The following is a 17,404-nucleotide window of genomic DNA, read 5'->3' as shown; positions in this document are numbered from 1 at the left end:
CCGTCACGGCCGTTTGCGGATGAACACCATGTGGTAGCCCTTGAAGGGACCCGGCGTGAGCCGGAACAGCAGCTCCCAGAACTTGCCCAGGACGATGTTCTCGCCATGATAGAACGGCTGCCCGTCGAAACTGTAGGTGAAGTGCTCGAACCGGTCAGTTGGGAAAAGCCGCTTCCGCGCCGCCTCCGTGTTCATCGTGTAGAGCGGCACGAACGAGTCGATCTCGACCCGCCGCGGCTCGACGAGGCGCAGCACCCGGGCGTGCAGCCGCTTCGGCACGAGCCGCGCCCCGATCCCGACATAGCCCCAGCGGTTCGGCGTCCAGGCGCAGAGCCAGCCGCCCGGCGCGAGCACCCGGCCGAGCTCCGCCGCGGTGACCTCGGGGTGCTCGATATGCTCGAGGACCGAGAAGGCCGAGATCAGGTCGAAGCTCCCGTCCGGAAATGGCAGCACCCCGTCGTGACCGATCAGCCGGACCTCGTCGGCCGACCGGTTGCCGAGGACCGCCTCGTCGACGTCGCAGGCGACGACCTGGGCGCAGCGCCCCCGGAAGTCGCCGAGGTGCCGCCGCAGTGGGACCGGGTCATCGCTCCACTTGCCGCGCCCCGCGCCGAACTCCATGACCCGCATGTCGGAGCGGAGCAGCGCGTTGACGCGCACGATGTACTCCATCCGGTGGTCGTGCCGGGAATAGCCCCCGGCTCCCATCTCCCGGAACAGACGCTGTTCGACCGTGACCATGCCTCAGGCTCCTCTGAACGTGCTGCGCCGACGGCGCATATGAAATCCGGGGGATCGGGCGGGCGCCCGACGGTGGCGATCCTCGGCACCCGCGGGGTGCCGGCGGCGCACGGGGGGTTCGAGACGCTGGCGGAGCGCCTCGCGCTGGAGCTCGTGGCGCGCGGCTGGCGGGTCGAGGTCTATTGCCAAGCGCGCGAGCCGGCGCCGCCGATGGTCTGGCGCGGGATCCTGCTGATCCCGGTCGCGGTCCGGGGCGACGGCGCCGTCTCGACGATCGTGTTCGACCTGAAATGCACCCTGCGGGCGGCGTTCCGGCCGGCCCTGCCCCTCGTGCTCGGCTACAACACCGCGGTGTTCTCGCTGCTCTACCGGCTGACCGCCAAGCGCAGCGTGATGAACATGGACGGCATCGAGTGGAAGCGCGACCGCTGGTCGAAGCCCGCCAAGGCCTGGTTCTGGCTGAACGAGCGGCTCGGCAGCCTGTTCTCGACCCACCTCGTGGCGGATCACCCGGAGATCGCCCGGCACCTCGCCCGCCGGACCTCGGCCGCCCGGATCACCACCATCGCGTACGGCGCCGACCCGGTGCTGGAGGCCTCGACCGAGCCGCTGGCGACGTTCGGCCTGCGCCCGCGGGATTACGGCCTGCTGATCGCCCGGGTGGTGCCCGAGAACCTCGTGCTCCAGATCGTCCGGGCCTGGAGCGAGGTCCGGCCGGGCCTGCCGCTGCTCGTGCTGGGCAAGCTCGCGGAGTCCGACCCGTACCACCGCGCCGTCCGCGCGGCGGGCGGGCCGGACGTGATCTTCGCCGGCGCGATCTACGAGGCCGAGCGCGTGGCCGCGCTCCGCTTCCACGCCCGCTTCCACATCCACGGCCACACCGTGGGCGGGACCAACCCGTCGCTGGTCGAGGCGCTGGGGGCGGGCTCGCCGATCCTCGCCCACGACAACCCGTTCAACCGCTGGGTGGCGGGGCCGCAGGCGCTGTACTTCGGTGACGAGACCGAGCTGCGGCGGGGCATCCTCGGCCTGGTGCGGGCCGGGCCGCGCCGCCTCGAGGTCATGGGCGAGGCGTCCCGTCGCCGCCACGCCGAGGCGTTCACGTGGCGCGGCATCTTCGACGCCTACGAGCGCGTGCTGCGCCGCCAGCTGGCGCCCAGGCGCCAGGGCCGGGAGGCGCGGCCGGCCGTCCGCCGGGAGCACGGGCGCGCGTGAGCCGGGCACCGGCCCGGCGCGTCCGGATCTAGCGCCCACGGCCCGCCTCCGGGCCGCGGCCGCCGCTGCGGAGCTGCCGCTGGACCAGCATCGTCACGGTGCCGGCCGGGACGTCCCGGAGGCTGCAGACCCCGATCCCGATCGTCGCGCCCGCGCCGATGGCAACCGCCCCCTGCACGGCGGCGTGCGCGCCGACCACGGCGCCGTCGCCGAGACGGGGGCCGTCGGCGGGGAACGGCTGGCTCGGGAAGACCCAGTCCCGCGGCCCGACCAGGGTGCCGGGCAGGAGCGTCAGGTCGGCGCCCCCGGTGCCGCAGAAGGCGACCCGCGCCGGGTGCGGCACGAACAGGCCGGGCCCGAGGCGCGAGCCCGGATGCAGGCAGGCGCCCGTGAGCCGCAAGGACAAGTCCGCCACCAGGGCGGCGCAGCGGCGCCAGCCCCGGCCGTGCAGCAGGTGCGCGGTCCGGTGGAGGATCGCCACCTGCATGGCCGGCAGCGTGAGGTGCATCGCGCGCCGCAGCCGCGAAGTCGGCTTGCCCCCCGTCGTCTGGCGCAGGACGCGGGTGAAGTCGGCCGCCAGGAGGCGCCGCAGGCCCGGCAGGGTGACGTGGTCGGTCATCGGGCCGCTCACGCCGCGCCCGCCCGGCCGGGAAGCGGCCGCCAGGGCTGCGGCATGACCTCCTCGTCGGCCTGGACGGGCTTGAGGATGGTGGTCCGCGGGCCGATCCGGGCCCGGTCACCGATCGGGACGGCGCCGAGCACGATGGCGCCGGCTTCCAGGACGACGTCGTCGCCCAGCACCGGCAGGCCGGGGCCGCCGCCGATGTCCTGGTCGGGCTCCTTCAGCAGGCCGCCGATGGAGGCCTGGATCCCGAAGGCGGCGTCGCGGCCCACGGCGCCGGCGATGACCGTCCCGTAGGGCTGCGGCAGGAACAGGCCGCCGGCGATGCGGCTGGAGGGCGGGATGTCGGCGCCCGTCCACCAGCCGTTCACCAGCCACAGCAGCCACGCCGCCATCCGCCAGCCGCGCTCGTGGGCGTAGCGGGACAGGCGGTAGAGCCAGACCGCGTGGTAGCCCCGGCGCAGGCGGGCCGGTCCGCCGCCGCGGCGGCGCCAGTGATCGCGGTCGGCGGACAGGGCAGCCCGCACCTCGGCCCACCGGAGACGCCCCGCCTCCGCGTCCACTCCGCGCGAGAGACGCAGATCCGGTCCAGCGGCTGTCTCGGACATACGCAGTCCTCCGGTTTTTCCCAACGCGACAACTCTGCAACCATAAATTGATCTTGCGGTTGCAAGCCATACGCAGCCTGCCACGATGCAATCGTAGGTCGCAGTTTTCAGTCAGGCTTCACCGAGAGATGCTTCGCTTGGTAAACCGATTGTCGGGACGGAGGCGCGCCGGCGGGCTGCGCTACGGCGCGAACCTGCTCGGTCAGGCGGCGGGGCGCGGCGTCTACCTCACGGCCGGCTTCGCGGCCTTCGTGATGGTCGGCCATTTCGCCGGCCCGGCGGCGCTGGGCCGCTACGGCCTCGCCCTGGCGATCCTCGCGGTGGCGCTGATCGCGGCGGATTTCGGCACCACCCTGACCTTCGGGGCGCGGCTCGGCGCGGTCGGGCCGGAGATGCGGGCAGCCGAATTCGGCCGGATGCTGTCGGCGCGCCTCGTCCTCGGTCTCGGGACCGGCGCCGCACTCCTCGGTGTCCTGCCGATGCTGCCGGACGCGATCCGGCCCGCCCTGGCGCTGGCCGCTCTCCTCATGCCGCTCGCGGCCGCCCGCTTCCTCGACGCCCTGTTCCAGGTCTGCGGGCGCCCGGGCTGGTCCGTCTGGCCGTCGCTCGCCAACGCCGCCCTGCTGGTCGGCGGGACGGCACTCGCGCTCTGGCTGCAGCTTCCGGAGGCGGCGCTCAGCCTCGTGGCGGTGGCCGCCGGCATCGCGTACGGCGCGGTCGGGCTGGCGCTGGCGCTGCGCCTCGTGCCCGCCCGCCCCGCCTCGCTGCCGCACGCGCTCGCGACGATCCGGGCCGCGGCGGGGGTGGGCGTCTCGAACGCCCTCGGCTCGCTCAACGGCCGGATCAGCCTGATGATGCTGGCCGCCTTCGCGGGCGCGGCCGAGCTCGGCCAGTTCACGGCCGGCTTCCGGTTCTTCGAGCTCGGCGCCGCGGTGGCGATCACCCTGTGCGCCCCGCTGGTGCCGGTCTTCGGGCGCGCCGTCGGACCCCTGGTCGACGGACGGTCGCGCGCCGGCACGACCGCCCTGCGCGCGCGGGTCCGCGGCGCGCTGGTCCCGATCCTCGCCGCGTCCTGCGCCGGAGCGGTGGCGACCTGCGCCCTCGCGGAGCCGCTGGTGCGCCTCGCCTTCGGCCCGGATTTCGGCCGCGCCGTCCCGGTGCTGCGCATCGCCACCGGGATGAGCGTCCTGCTGATCGCCGCCACGATCCTGTTCGCGGGCCTCGTCCCGCTGGGCCGGACCGGTTTCGCGGTGCGCGGGAGCGCGGCGGCCTGCGCCACGAACCTCTTCGCCTGCACGCTGCTGATCCCCTGGGATCCGCTCCTCGGCGCGGGCATCGCCGCGCTGCTCGCCGAGGCCGCGATGCTCGGCGTCCTGGCTCAGGCCTTCTGGCGGGAGGCAGGACCGCCCCTCGCCCTGGCCGACGTGCCGATCCTCGCCGCGCCGGCCCTCCTGACCGCCCTCGCCTGGGCCGCCGGTCCCGCCGCCCTTGCGCCCGCGGCGGTGCCCGCCGCCGCGGCCCTCTCGGCCGCCCTCGCGGGGTGGCTGTGCCTGCGCCGCGCCCCGACCGATCCCCTCGACCTCCCGCTCCCGGAAGCCTCCTCATGAGCGATCGACCCGTGCTCTCGGTCATCATCCCGACCTACAACCGCGCCGACACGCTGCGCCTGTGCCTGAGGGCCTTCGACCGGCAGGAGACGGACGCGCCCTTCGAGATCGTCGTCTGCGACGACGGCTCGACCGACCACACCGGGACAGTCGTCAGCCGCGCCGTCGCCACGGCCCGGATCCCCGTGGTGCACCTGCGCCAGGAGAATGCCGGGGCGAACGCCGCCCGCAACCGCGCCATCGCGGCGGCGCGGGGCGCGCGCCTCCTGATCGTCAACGACGACACGATCCCGGTCCCGAGCCTCGTCGAGGCGCACCGGCTCGCCCACGCCCGGCGGGGCGGTCGTGAGACAGCGATCCTCGGACGGATGACGATCGACCCCGCCCTGCCCTTCTCGCCCTTCTCGGCGCTCCACCACGACGCCTCCTACGACGCGCTGGCGGGCCGCGACGCGGTCGGCTGGGACGCGTTCCTGACCTGCAACGTCAGCGTCGACCGGCGCTTCCTGGAGGAGGCGGGCGGCTTCGACCCGAAGCTGTTCTGGCACGAGGACATCGAGCTCGGCGAGCGGCTGGCCCGGCGCGGCATGCGCCTGTTCTACGCGCCCGAGGCGCTGGGCTACCACCACCACCTCCTGGACGAGGCGGCCTACCTGCGGATCGCCGAGCGCGAGGGCGCGGCGCTGGTGCTGTGGTACCGCAAGCGCCCGGACCTCGTGGCGGATCTCGGCCGGCTCGGCCTCGTCGGGCCGCCGCCGCTGGGCGCGGCGGCGCGCCACCGGGTCGCCGACCTCGCCATGCCGCAGGCGCTCCTGCCCGGCTGGCAGATGGCGGCGCGCGCGCTGACGCGGATCAGCCCCGAGGCCGGCCGCAGCGTGTGGCGGCGGCTGTTCCAGCGGCGCAAGCGCCTCGCCATCGCCCGGGCGCTCGCGGCATGAGGTGGCCCCGCACGGTCCTCGGCGCCCTGTCGGCCCTGCTCCTGCCGGTCCTGTCCGCCTGCGGGCCGGCCGACGCGCAGGTGCAGCAGAACATCCTGGTCGATCCCGCCGGCGGCGCGAAGCCCGGCTACACCACGGTGGCGCGGCTCGCCGACGTGCCCTTCGCCAGTCTCGGTCCCGGATCGAGCGTGCTGGTCCGGGGCGGCAGCTACGGCGACGTCGTGTTCGTCGGGTCCCGCGGGACCGCGGCGGCGCCCGTGACGGTGGCGGCAGAACCCGGCACGCAGCCGCGCCTGTCCAACTCCGTGGTGTTCGAGAACGCCGCCTACGTCACGGTCACGGGCCTGAGCGTCCAGGGCGCGGTGAATTCCGGCTTCATCATCCGCCGGGGATCGAGCCACGTCACGGTCGCGGGCTCGACCGTGTCCCGCTCCGGCCTGGGGATCTGGATCGGCGACGGTGCCGGGGCGGGTCACCGCATCACCGGCAACACCCTCGCCGACAACCAGACCCACGGCGTGGCCGTCGACGTGATCAACGCGCCCGCGGAGGATCCGAGCTACATCCTCGACAACACCGTGACCGGCAACGGCATCCACGGGATGGAGATCAACGGCTCCGGCTACGTCGTGGAGGGCAACCGCGTCGCGGGCAACGGCGTGGGGATGTCGGGCACCTCGGGCATCCACGTCTACGCCAAGGACGCCACTCAGGACGCCGGCGACCGCAACATCATCCGGTACAACATCGTCACCGGCCAGAAGGAGACCACCGGCCAGGACGGCAACGGCATCCAGATCGACCAGTGGTGCGACGGCAACATCGTCGCGTTCAACGTCGCGGCCGACAACGACGGCGCCGGGATCAACCTGTTCGACGCCGGCTCCAACACGGTGGTCAACAACACGACCACCGGCAACATGCGCGATTCCGGCGGCAAGCACGTCTATCGCGGCGAGATCGTGCTGGCCTCCGACTACACCAAGCGGGTCGACCGCACGTCGAACAACCGGGTGCTCAACAACATCGCCTACGCGACCCGGCCGGACGTGGCCGCGATCGTGGTCGAGGCGACCACCACCGACAACAACAACGCGATCGGGCCGAACTTCCTCGGCAGCGCCGTCGGCGCCCCGCTCTACCGCTGGGGCACGCAGGCCACCGGCGACGGGGCGAGCCTGCCGCTCAACGGCCAGGGTCCCGACCTCACCGGCACGCCCGCCTTCCGCGATCCCGCGAACCCCATGGCCGGCGGGCTCGCCCTGACGGCGCCCCCGGCCCGCGCCGGCATCCCACTCGGCGCCACCCGCGACATCGCCGGCCAGGCCTACGCCCCCGGCGAGGCCCCGACCTTCGGCGCCTACAGGAGCCCGTAACATGCTTCGCATCGGCATCGACGCGCACGTGCTCACCGGCAAGCCGCAGGGCAGCCGGACCTGGCTCGTGAACATCATCGGGCGCGCCGCCGCGCGCCACCCGGACGCCACCTACGTGGTGTATTCCGGCGACCCGGAGGCCTGCGCCCGCATCGTCTCGGGCGACAACATCGAGCACCAACGGCTGCCGCGCGTGCCCGCGGCCTTGCGGCTGACCCTGGTCTGGCCGTGGCTCTTCCTGCGCGACCGTCTGGACACGCTGCTGACCACCTACATCGCCCCGCCGCTGGTGCCGGGCGACCGGCAGGTGGTGGTGGTCCACGACATCCTGTTCGAGACGCATCCCGAGTTCTTCCCCTGGTCGATGCGCTGGCGGAACAAGATCCTGACCCGGCTCTCGGCGCGGCGCGCCAAGCTGGTCCTGACCATCTCCGACTACAGCCGCGACTCCATCGCCAACGTCTACGGCATCGCGCGGGAGCGCATCGCCGAGGTGCGCTGCGGCTCCACGCCGCCGCAGGCGGTCACGGAGCGGACGCCGCTCGCCGACGGGCGCCCCTACCTGCTGATGGTCGGCCGGCTGGAGCCGCGGAAGAACCTCGGCCTCGTCCTCGACGCCTTCGCGCGGCTGCCGCAGGGCGCGGCCCGGCTGATCGTGGTCGGCAAGGGCGACGGCGAGCGGCCCGAGACCCTCGACCGCCTCGCCCGGACGCCGGACGCGGTGCACATCGCCGGCATCGACGACCGGGGCCTGTCGGACCTCTACGCCCGGGCCGCCGCCCTGGTCTTCCCGAGCCGCGGCGAGGGCTGGGGCATCCCGGTGCTCGACAGCCTCGCCCGGGGAACCCCCGTCATCGCCTCGAGCCTGACGGCCATCCCGGAAGCCGGCGGCAGCGCGGCGAGCTACTTCGACCCGGACGCGCCCGACCGGGTCGACCGTCTCGCGGAGCTGATGGGCGCGGCGGTCGAGGGGCGGCTGCCCTTCGACGCCTGCGCGGCGCGGGCCCACGCGGCGCGCCACGACTGGGACGGGCCGGCCGCCACCTTCGTCGACCTGATGCGCCGGAGCTTCACGGCCCGCACGCATCTGCGCGACCTGATCGTGGCCGCGCCGAACCTGCGGGGGTGAAGCGTGGGGGTGACGCGCGGGGGTGGCGCGAGAGGGCGCCGTCGGCTCGCCTAGCGCGCGGCCCCGAGCGCGCCGACGGCGGGGCTCTCCGGATCCGCGTCGGCGATGGGATCCTGGATCAGCGTCCAGTAGCCCAGGGCCGCCACCAGGGCGATCACGGCGCCGGTGATGAAGGCCATGGAGAAATGGCCCGTGCCGCCGACGATGAAGCCCGTCACTGTCGGCGCCAGGGCGCCGCCGATGTAGCCGCCGAAATTCTGCATGGCGCCGAGCGACGCCGTGCAGCTGGCCGGCGCCGCCACGGAGGCCATTGCCCAGGCCGACGACGAGCTCATGTAGACCAGGAACAGCGAGGCCGAGATGCAGGCGATCGCGAGGGTGTCGCTCGGCGTCAGCGCCGCCACCACCGTGAACGCGGCGGTCGCCACCAGGGAGCCGACCATCGGGATCTTGCGGCTGCGGATCGGGTCGACGCCGCGGCGGACGAGGACATCGACGACGCGACCGCCCAGGATCCCGCCCAGCACGCCGAAGGCGAAGGGGATCGAGCCGACGAGGCCGGTCTTCTGCAGGGTGAAGTGCCGCTCGATCTCGAGGTAGCTCGGCAGCCACGCGGTGTAGAGCCACGTCATGTAGATGCAGCCGAAATAGCCGACGATCATCCCCCAGCTGGTGCGGAACCCGAAGAGCCGCCGCCACGCGCTCCAGGTGACCGCGCGGCCGGCGTTCGGGGCATCGCCCTCCTCCAGGAAGGCGCGCTCCCCCGGCGTGAGGTCGGTCTCGCGCGGGTTGCGGAACACGAGGTAGACGATCGCGGCGAGGACGAGGCCGGCCGCGCCCATGATGACGAACATCGCCCGCCAGCCGAAGCTCACCATCAGGAAGGTCAACAGCGGCAGGGCCAGGAAGGTCCCGAGCGAGGAGGCGCAGTTCCAGATCCCCGTGGCGGTGCCGCGCTGGCGGATGTTGAACCAATCGCGGGAGACGCGGGCGCAGGTCGGGAAATGCGGCGCCTCGCCGATGCCGAGGACGATCCGGGCGCTCACGAACTGCCAGAACGACGTCACCGCGCCGCCGAGCATCTGGCCGAACGACCAGCAGGTCAGGCCGAGCGTCAGCGTCAGGCGCGGGCCGAGCCGGTCGGCGAGCGCCCCGGCCGGCAGCTGCGCGAAGGCGTAGGCCCAGAGGAAGGCCGAGAGCAGCAGGCCCATGTCGGGGATCGAGAGGCCGAGATCCTCGCGGATCAGCGGGTTGGCCACCGCGAGGGTGGCCCGGTCGACGTAGTTGACGACACCCGCGGTCACCAGCAGGGCGAGCGAGATCGTCTGGATGCGGCGCACGCGCGGCGTTGCGGCCAGGGCCATCGTGTCCTCCCCGAATGACGGGCCCCTTGGGGGTCTCCGCGGCCGGCCGGTCCTTCGCGACTCGTAGCGGCCGCGGAGCATTCTGCACCGAACGCCGCCGGACGGAAGGGCCGCCGCCCCTCGCCTCGCGGCGCCGGGCGTCGTAGACGGGCCGCTCCGTCACCCTCCGAGTCCGCCCGTTGCGCCTGATCCAGATCACCCACCACGACCTCGACGGCTACGGCGCCTCGACGGTCGCCGCCGCCTGCGCCCCGGTCGAGCGCGTCGTCCACGTGCCCCGCTACAGCGATGTCGGCCCGGTCTTCGAGGACGAGATCAAGCGCCTCGGCCGCGCGGCGGAGCGCGAGATCCTGCTGATGACCGACCTCGGCCTGGAGGAGCAGACCATCGCGGGCCTGAAGAAGTTCGCCGCGATGAACCGGCGCCGCGAGGACGGGCAGAAGCACCGCCTCGTGGTCCTCGACCACCACGCCTCCTCCCTCGACCAGATGCGGCGCCTGGGCCTGGACGCGGCGCCCGACGCCGAGCGGCCGGCGCTCCACCGGATCGACCTGGGCGACCCCGAGATCGCCGTGCTGATCGAGGACGACATCTGCGCCACGCGGATGGCCTTCGAGCACCGGGCCCTGTTCGCCGCGCACGAGCCCGCGACCGACCTGTCGAGCCTGCTCACCGCGGTCGACGCCCTCGACCTGTGGCGCAAGGAGAGCCCCGCCTTCCGGGGCGGCCTCGCCCTGGACGAGCTGTTCTGGGAGGTCGTGTCGAGCTACGTGCCGGTCGGGCATCCCTGGCACGACCGGTTCGTGTCCGAGATCCTGCTCGCCGCCGCCGCCGCCCTGCGGGACGGGGCGAGCCCGGCCGAGCTGGAGCGCCGCGCCTCGGCGCTGCGCGCCGGCGTGGTCGACACCCTGCTGCGCGACGCGCCGGACGACGACCCGGCGCTGACGACGCGCATGCGGCTCGCCCGGGCGCTCGCCCGCTCGGATTCCCTGTTCCGCCCGCTGAAGGACGGCACGCTTCTGTCCTTCGCCCTCGATTCGGGCACCTTCCAGCGGGTCTCCGACCTGATCATGGACGCGGGCCGGGCCAAGCGCGTGGTCAACGTCCAGCGGATGGGCACGCTGTCGTTCCGGTCCAACGACGGCACGGCCCTCGACGGCGCCCGCCTGTTCCGCGGCGGCGGCCACCGCGACGCGGCGGGCGGCCGGCTCCAGAGCGGCTCGGCCTTCTCGATGGCGGACGCGATCGCCCAGGTGGAGCCGGTACTGAACCCGGAGAAGCCCGCGGGTTCGGACAGCCCGTTCGCGGCGCTGAAGAACTGGAAGGGCTGAGCGACCGGCCGCCCTGCCCGTGCGGGCGCGGCCGGCGGCCTAGAGCCGGAAATCCTCGCCGAGATAGAGCCGGCGCGCGTCCGGGTTCGCCACGATCTCCTCGGGCGTGCCCTCGGTGAGGATGCGGCCGGAATGGGCGATGTAGGCGCGGTCGATCAGGCCCAGCGTCTCGCGGACGTTGTGGTCGGTGATCAGCACGCCGATGCCGCGCTGCTTCAGGTGCTTCACGAGGTCCTGGATGTCGCCGACCGCGATCGGGTCGATGCCCGCGAAGGGCTCGTCCAGCAGCATGAAGGTCGGCGACGAGGCGAGCGCCCGGGCGATCTCGCAGCGCCGCCGCTCACCGCCCGAGAGCGCGATCGAGGGCGACTTGCGCAGGCGCGCGATGTCGAACTCCTCCAGCAGCGAGTCGAGCTTGCGCGCGCGCGCCTTGCGGTCCGGCTCGACCACTTCCAGCACCGCCCGGATGTTGTCCTCCACGGTGAGCCCGCGGAAGATCGAGGCCTCCTGCGGCAGGTAGCCGATCCCGAGCCGCGCCCGCTGGTACATGGGCAGGTGCGTGATCGGCAGGCCGTCCAGGGTGATGTGGCCGCGATCGGCCGCCACCAGCCCGGTGATCATGTAGAAGATCGTGGTCTTGCCGGCGCCGTTCGGCCCGAGCAGCCCGACGGCCTCGCCGGTGCGCACGGTGAGGCCGGCCTCGTGGACGACCGTGCGGGCGCCGTAGCTCTTGCGCAGGCCGCGCACGCTGAGGATGCCGAGACCGCCCTCCTCGGCCGCGGACCAGCCGTCGGCCTCGGCCGGCTGTTCGGCCTGCCGAGCGCGCCGGCCGAACAGCCGGCCGAGCCAGCCCGTCCGGGCCGACTCCTGCGGGCCCGCCTGGAACGCCACGGCGCCGCTCAATCGACCTGCGCCTTCGGCCTGGGCGGCGGCTGGCTGCAGCCCTTCGCCTTGCCGTCCTTGGCGTCGGACTTCTCGCCGGGCACGAACAGGGCCGAGACGCGGCCGCCCGCCACCGGGTCCATGTTCGCGCGTCCGGTGTTCATGTCGTAGACGAGCCGCTGCCCGCGGGTGACGTTCTGACACTGGCTCAGGACGACGTTGCCGGTCAGCACGATCCGCTTGGCGTCCTGGTCGAACACCGCGTGATCGCCCGTGGCGACCTGGTCCTTCTGCACCACCGTCACCGGCCCGGCGCAGTCGACCTTCTGGATCCCGTTCTCGGCGGGGTTCCGCGGCGCCGCGTCGGCGCCCTCGTCCCGCGCCTCAGGCTTGGCGTCGCCCTTGGCGCCCTTGCCCGGCGCGTCCTTGCCGCGCTTGTAGGTCACCGTCATGGTCGAGCAGCGGATGGTGCTGTCGCCCTGCACGGCCACGACGTTGCCGGCGAAGACCGCCTTGTTCTCCCGGTCGAACACGTCGAGCCGGTCGGCGTCGATCTTGATCGGATCCTTGCCGCCGCCGCCGATATTGCCGAAGGGCGAATCCTTGCGCGCCGGCTTCTCGGCCAGCGCCGGGCCGGCGAGGACCAGCCCGGCCGCCAGGGCGGCGCAGAGGAGGCGGGCGGCGCTCATCGGGCACCGTCCGCGGCTTCGGCGTCCGAGGTCAGGATGCGGGCCTGGGGCTTCTCCCCCGGCGCGTCGCTGACGATGACCACGTGGACGTTGCCCACGAAGGAGATCCGCTTGCCGTTCTCGACGACGTCGAGGGTGTCGGCCTTCACGTTGGCCCGCGCGCTCGAGACGGTGACGGGCTCCTGCGAGCTGATGGAGCCGGTCTTGAACGCGACGGCGGCGGAGCGCAGGCGCGCCTCCTCGCCCTTGTCGGTCCAGATGCGGATGTCGTCCTTCAGGTCGAGCGCCTCGCGGGCGGTGTCGAACAGGCCCGACGTCGCCGAGAGGCGGGCGATGCCGCCCTGGTCGTCGGTGGCGATGTGGCCGCGCATCTGCTGCAGCTCGATCTGGCTCGGCTTGCGGACGTCCTGGAGGGCGGCGTCGGCCGTCACCTCGTAGCCGCGCGTCCCCTGGCGGAAGCCCGAGAGCCGCGGGTTCTCCATGCGGACCTTGGAGCCGGCCAGCGTCACCGGGCCGACCGAGACGCCCGGCAACTGCGCCGCGAAGGGATTGAACAGGTAGCCCAGCAGCAGCGCCACCGCGCCGCCGGCGACCACCGGAATCAGCCGGCGCATGGTGCGCACGCGTCCGCTGTGGCGGTACGCCCGGGCGTGGGCCCGGGTCCGCGCCGCCGCGACCGCCTGTCCGTTGCCGGCTTCAGCCTCGACCGGGTTCATGCAGCGTCCGTGAGGCGCGCCCGAGGCGCGCGAGAGGGTTCGGCTCAGACGCCTGCGGCCCCCACCGCGCCCGCGCCTTCGGCCGGGCAATGATCCCGACCGGTGGCGAAGTTATGGCTCGACCATTTCCGAATGATCAACCGAACCCACAATCATCCCGGACGGATGTGTGTGGAGACACACGCCGCGCGTGCCGTCCTAGCAGCGCGCGGCGCGGGTCTCCGTAGTCCTACGCGCCCCGCGCGGCCGCGAGCGCCGCCGCCACCGTGCGGGCGAAGGCCGCCGGGTCGCGGGGGCTGTCGCCGTCCTGGATGCGGGCGAGGTCGAGGAGCGTGCCGGCGGCCTGCGGCACCTCCGATTCGGGCGCCGCGGCCAGCGCCCGAATCAGCGGGTGGCGCGGGTTGATCTCCAGGACCGGCTGCCCGGCACCGGCCCGCCCGGCCCGGCGCATGAGCCGCTGCATCTGCAGGTCGGGTCCGCCGGTGCCGGCCGAGAGGACCACGGCCGAATCGACGAGCCGGTCGGTGGTGCGCACGTCCGAGACCTCGGCGCCGAGGGCCGTCTTCACGGCGGCGACGAAGGCGTCGATGCCCTCCGGCGCCTCCGGCTGCTCGCCCTCCGGCGCGAACTTCGACAGGTCGAGGCCGCCCTTGGTGATCGAGCGGAGCGGCTTCTCGTCGAAGGTGCCGAGCTGATCGGGCCAGAAGGCGTCGACGTGGTCGGAGAGGAGCAGCACCTCGAGGCCGCGGGCCCGGAAGCCCTCCAGCTGCGGCGACGACTTGAGCGCCTCGGCGTCGTCGGCGACGAGGTAGTAGATCGCCTCCTGGCCGTCCTTCATGCGGGACACGTAGTCGGGCAGCGAGGTCCAGCCCTCGACCGCCGAGGAGCGGAAGCGCAGGAGCGGCGCGATCTCGCCCCGGCGCTCGAAATCCTCGTAGATGCCCTCCTTGAGGACGGGGCCGAAATTCTCCCAGAAGGACTGGTAGCCCTCCGCGTCCTTGGCGCGGGTGGTGAGTTCGGAGACGACGCGCCCGGTGACCGCGCGGCGGATCCGGGCGAGCGCCGGGGTCGATTGCAGCATCTCGCGGGAGACGTTCAGCGGCAGGTCCTCGGTGTCGACGACGCCCTGGACGAAGCGCAGCCACGGCGGCAGCAGTTCGGCCTCGTCGGTGATGAACATCCGCCGGACATGCAGCCGGACCTTGCTCTGCCGCTCGTTCTCGAGGGCCTGGAACGGCTTCGAGCCGGGGATGAACAGAAGCGCGGAGAACTCGAGCTGCCCCTCGGCGCGCCAGTGGAGCGTCGCCCACGGCTTGTCGAAGTTCATGCCGATGGAGTGGTAGAATTCCTCGTACTGCTCCTCGGTGACCTCGGACTTCGCCTTGCGCCAGAGCGCGGTGCCCTGGTTGGCCGACTCGTCCTTGCCGTCGCGCACGACGGCGATCGGCACCGTGATGAAGTCGGCCCATTTCCGCACGAGATGGTCGAGGCGGTAGGGCTCGAGGTACTCGTCGGCATCCGCCTTGAGGTGCAGCACGATGTCGGTGCCGGGCTCGGCCCGCGTCGCCGACTCCAGCGTGTAGCTGCCCTGCCCCTCCGAGGCCCAGGTCCAGGCCTCGTCGCTGCCGGCGCGGCGCGACGTGACGGTGACGCGGTCGGCGACCATGAAGGCCGAGTAGAAGCCGACGCCGAACTGGCCGATCAGGCTCGGCCGGTCCTCGGCCTTGGCGGATTCGAGCGTCTGCGAGAAGGCCCGCGTGCCGGAGCGCGCGATGGTGCCGAGGTTGGTGGCGAGATCCTCCTTGGTCATGCCGATGCCGGCGTCCGACACGGTCAGGGTCCGCGCCTCCTTGTCGGGCGCGATGCGGACCTTGGCGTCCGGCGGCAGCGCGCTCGCCGCCGAGGTCAGGGCCTCGAACCGCCGCCGGTCCATGGCGTCGGCCGCGTTGGCGACGAGTTCGCGCAGGAAGATCTCGCGGTCGGAGTAGAGCGCGTGCACGACGAGGTCGAGGAGGCGTCCCACCTCCGCCCCGAATTCGTGCCGCTCGATCGTCTCGCTCACGGGTGATGCCTCCGCTGTGGGGAAATTGCGGTGGCGATATGCTGGCGAACGGGGCCGTTTTCAATGCGAAAGACGGCCGGCCCCGGCCTCCGACGCGCGCCTCGGGCAGCGCCCCCGCGCGCCGCGACCGGTCAGATCTCGATCTCGGTGCCCACCTCGACGATCTGCCGGGTCGGCAGGCCGAAATGGGCGCCGGTGCGCTCGGCGTTCCGCTTCATGAAGGCGAACAGGCCTTCCCGCCACGGCGCCATGCCGGGATGGGTCGGCGACGGGATCACCACCTCGTGGCCCACGAAATACGTCATGTCCTCCAGATATTCCGGCGGCAGCAGCCCGCTCGCCACCGCGCATTGCAGCCCCTCGGGGATCGAGGCGGTCTGCATGAAGCCGTAGCGCAGCACGACGCGCTCCATGCCGGGCGTGTACTTCGAGATCGCCTTGCGGATCCCCTGCGCCACCAGCGTGACCTGCGCCCGCTCGCTCGCCGGGATCACCGGCTCCTCCTCGTAGACGACGGTGATCAGCAGGATCCGCTCGTGCAGGCAGCGGCTGCGCTCCAGCAGGCGGCCGAGCGCCATCGGGATGCCCTCGGTGGCGGCGGTCAGGAAGGCCGCGGTGCCGGGCAGCGTCACCGGCGGGTGCGAGCCGAGGCTGGAGAGGAAGGAGGCCTCGGACATGCGCATGGTCTGGCGGACGGATTCGAGGACGTGGTTGCCCTTCATCCAGGTCAGCATCAGGAAGGCGACCACGCCGGCGAGCAGCAGCGGAAACCAACCGCCCTCGAACAGCTTCACGCTGTTGGCGGAGAAGAACACGAGGTCGATGCCGAGGAAGAAGCCGTTGACCGCGAGGACCAGGACCGGGTTGTAGCCCCAGCGGAGCGCGATCAGCGCGGCGAGCAGCGTGGTGATGCCCATGAGCGCCGAGACCGCGATGCCGTAGGCGCCGGCCAGGGCGTCGGAGGAGCCGAACACCACCACGGCCGTCAGGGTCGCCACGGCGAGCAGCCAGTTCACCGCCGGCACGTAGATCTGGCCGCGCTCGTCCTCATCGGTGTGCACCACCCGCATCATCGGCATGAAGCCGAGCTGGATCGACTGCTGGGTGAGCGAGTAGACGCCCGAGATCACCGCCTGCGAGGCGATGACGGTCGCCATCGTGGCGAGCGCCACCAGCGGGTAATGCGCCCAGTCCGGCGCGAGCCGGTAGAACGGGTTCTCGATCGCGCTCGGGTCGGCGATGATCAGCGCGCCCTGGCCGCAATAGTGGATCAGCAGCGCCGGCAGCACGAGGCCGAACCACGCGATCCGGATCGCCGGGGCGCCGAAATGGCCGAGATCGGCGTACATCGCCTCGCCGCCGGTCACCGCCAGGAAGGCCGCGCCGAGCATCAGGAAGCTGACATGCCAGCCGGCATGGATCAGGAAGTCCACCGCCCGGAACGGGTTGGCCGCCGCCAGGATCTCCGGCGCGTGCAGGATGCTCGGGACCGCGAGCAGGACCAGGACGACGAACCAGACGAGCATGACCGGCCCGAACACCCGGCCGATGGCGGCGACGCCCTTGTGCTGGACCAGGAACAGCCCGACCAGGATGGCGAGGGTGATCGGCACGACGTACGGCCCGAGTGACGGCGCGTCGACCTTCAGGCCCTCGATCGCCGAGAGCACAGAGATCGCCGGCGTGATCGCGCCGTCACCGTAGAGCAGCGCCGCGCCCACCAGCCCGACCACCAGGAGCAGCGCCTTCCACGTGCCGGGCCGGGCCTGACGGGCGCCGAGCAGCGCCAGCATGGCGACGATGCCGCCCTCGCCGCGGTTGTCGGCGCGCAGGATCAGCACCGCGTATTTCAGCGACACGATCAGGATCAGCGACCACAGGATCAGCGACACCGCGCCGGTGGCCGCCGCCGGCACCGAGGCGCCGCCGCTGGTCGCGGCCTTCACGGCCTCCTTGAACGCGTAGAGCGGGCTCGTGCCGATGTCGCCGTACACGACGCCCAGCGCGCCCAGCATCAGCGCGCCGCCGGGCCCGTGCCGGACCGCGCCGGGCTTGCGCGCCACCGGCGCCGCCGGACGATCGACCGCCGGGGCAGCCGCGGAAGGCAGGGCTTGGCTCACGGTC

15 protein-coding genes are annotated in these 17,404 nt (G+C 72.9%); 6 read left to right on the top strand and 9 right to left on the bottom strand.

The genetic code is table 11. The annotated features are described in order from the left end of the window. Nucleotides 1–3 precede the first annotated feature (3 nt). On the bottom strand, nucleotides 4–741 hold the full coding sequence (locus ACQKQD_RS02705; protein ID WP_020090574.1) for a class I SAM-dependent methyltransferase: 738 nt from the start codon (nucleotides 739–741) through the stop codon (nucleotides 4–6). 39 nt (nucleotides 742–780) lie between these two features. On the opposite strand from ACQKQD_RS02705, the gene ACQKQD_RS02700 reads away from it, so the two are divergent. Next, nucleotides 781–1,956: a DUF1972 domain-containing protein gene (locus tag ACQKQD_RS02700; RefSeq protein WP_427507408.1), complete on the top strand. Its 1,176-nt coding sequence runs from the start codon at nucleotides 781–783 to the stop codon at nucleotides 1,954–1,956. A 28-nt stretch (nucleotides 1,957–1,984) separates the two neighbouring features. Here the strand turns inward: ACQKQD_RS02700 and ACQKQD_RS02695 are convergent, their stop codons facing one another. Continuing rightward, nucleotides 1,985–2,575: a serine acetyltransferase gene (locus ACQKQD_RS02695; RefSeq protein WP_427507407.1), complete on the bottom strand. Its 591-nt coding sequence runs from the start codon at nucleotides 2,573–2,575 to the stop codon at nucleotides 1,985–1,987. 8 nt (nucleotides 2,576–2,583) lie between these two features. Then, nucleotides 2,584–3,186: a serine acetyltransferase gene (locus tag ACQKQD_RS02690; RefSeq protein ID WP_091679041.1), complete on the bottom strand. Its 603-nt coding sequence runs from the start codon at nucleotides 3,184–3,186 to the stop codon at nucleotides 2,584–2,586. A gap of 128 nt (nucleotides 3,187–3,314) precedes the next feature. On the opposite strand from ACQKQD_RS02690, the gene ACQKQD_RS02685 reads away from it, so the two are divergent. From ACQKQD_RS02685 to ACQKQD_RS02670, 4 genes are read left to right on the top strand one after another with little or no spacing between them, the layout of a single operon-like run. Continuing rightward, on the top strand, nucleotides 3,315–4,793 hold the full coding sequence (locus ACQKQD_RS02685; protein ID WP_427507406.1) for a lipopolysaccharide biosynthesis protein: 1,479 nt from the start codon (nucleotides 3,315–3,317) through the stop codon (nucleotides 4,791–4,793). Continuing rightward, nucleotides 4,790–5,731 (top strand): glycosyltransferase family 2 protein, encoded by a 942-nt coding sequence (locus ACQKQD_RS02680; RefSeq protein WP_427507405.1) that lies wholly within the window; start codon nucleotides 4,790–4,792, stop codon nucleotides 5,729–5,731. Before ACQKQD_RS02685 ends, ACQKQD_RS02680 begins: the two co-directional genes overlap by 4 nt. After that, on the top strand, nucleotides 5,728–7,107 hold the full coding sequence (locus tag ACQKQD_RS02675; protein ID WP_427507404.1) for a right-handed parallel beta-helix repeat-containing protein: 1,380 nt from the start codon (nucleotides 5,728–5,730) through the stop codon (nucleotides 7,105–7,107). Before ACQKQD_RS02680 ends, ACQKQD_RS02675 begins: the two co-directional genes overlap by 4 nt. Nucleotide 7,108: 1 nt before the next feature. Further along, nucleotides 7,109–8,236, top strand: coding sequence for a glycosyltransferase family 4 protein (locus tag ACQKQD_RS02670; RefSeq protein ID WP_427507403.1), 1,128 nt, complete (start codon nucleotides 7,109–7,111; stop codon nucleotides 8,234–8,236). A gap of 50 nt (nucleotides 8,237–8,286) precedes the next feature. Here the strand turns inward: ACQKQD_RS02670 and ACQKQD_RS02665 are convergent, their stop codons facing one another. Then, a complete protein-coding gene (locus ACQKQD_RS02665) occupies nucleotides 8,287–9,600 on the bottom strand; it encodes an MFS transporter (protein WP_091925300.1) in 1,314 nt (437 codons plus the stop codon). Nucleotides 9,601–9,779: 179 nt separating this feature from the next. On the opposite strand from ACQKQD_RS02665, the gene ACQKQD_RS02660 reads away from it, so the two are divergent. Beyond that, nucleotides 9,780–10,931: a dimethylmenaquinone methyltransferase gene (locus ACQKQD_RS02660; RefSeq protein ID WP_427507402.1), complete on the top strand. Its 1,152-nt coding sequence runs from the start codon at nucleotides 9,780–9,782 to the stop codon at nucleotides 10,929–10,931. Between the two features lie 39 nt (nucleotides 10,932–10,970). Here the strand turns inward: ACQKQD_RS02660 and lptB are convergent, their stop codons facing one another. From lptB to ACQKQD_RS02635, 5 genes are all read right to left on the bottom strand, one after another. Then, complete coding sequence (gene lptB, locus ACQKQD_RS02655; protein WP_427507401.1) at nucleotides 10,971–11,822, bottom strand: LPS export ABC transporter ATP-binding protein; 852 nt, start codon at nucleotides 11,820–11,822, stop codon at nucleotides 10,971–10,973. A gap of 8 nt (nucleotides 11,823–11,830) precedes the next feature. Further along, complete coding sequence (locus ACQKQD_RS02650; protein WP_056531813.1) at nucleotides 11,831–12,502, bottom strand: LptA/OstA family protein; 672 nt, start codon at nucleotides 12,500–12,502, stop codon at nucleotides 11,831–11,833. Beyond that, nucleotides 12,499–13,218 (bottom strand): LPS export ABC transporter periplasmic protein LptC, encoded by a 720-nt coding sequence (lptC, locus tag ACQKQD_RS02645; protein ID WP_042671243.1) that lies wholly within the window; start codon nucleotides 13,216–13,218, stop codon nucleotides 12,499–12,501. Before lptC ends, ACQKQD_RS02650 begins: the two co-directional genes overlap by 4 nt. Nucleotides 13,219–13,447: 229 nt before the next feature. Beyond that, entirely contained in the window at nucleotides 13,448–15,280 is a 1,833-nt protein-coding gene (htpG, locus tag ACQKQD_RS02640; RefSeq protein ID WP_427507400.1) for a molecular chaperone HtpG, read from the bottom strand. 131 nt (nucleotides 15,281–15,411) lie between these two features. Further along, nucleotides 15,412–17,400: a potassium transporter Kup gene (locus ACQKQD_RS02635; RefSeq protein ID WP_427507399.1), complete on the bottom strand. Its 1,989-nt coding sequence runs from the start codon at nucleotides 17,398–17,400 to the stop codon at nucleotides 15,412–15,414. Nucleotides 17,401–17,404 lie beyond the last annotated feature (4 nt).

It is taken from the genome of Methylobacterium sp. NPDC080182, from assembly GCF_050281105.1.
Lineage (GTDB): Bacteria > Pseudomonadota > Alphaproteobacteria > Rhizobiales > Beijerinckiaceae > Methylobacterium.
This window is presented reverse-complemented; position numbering and strand designations above follow the sequence as displayed.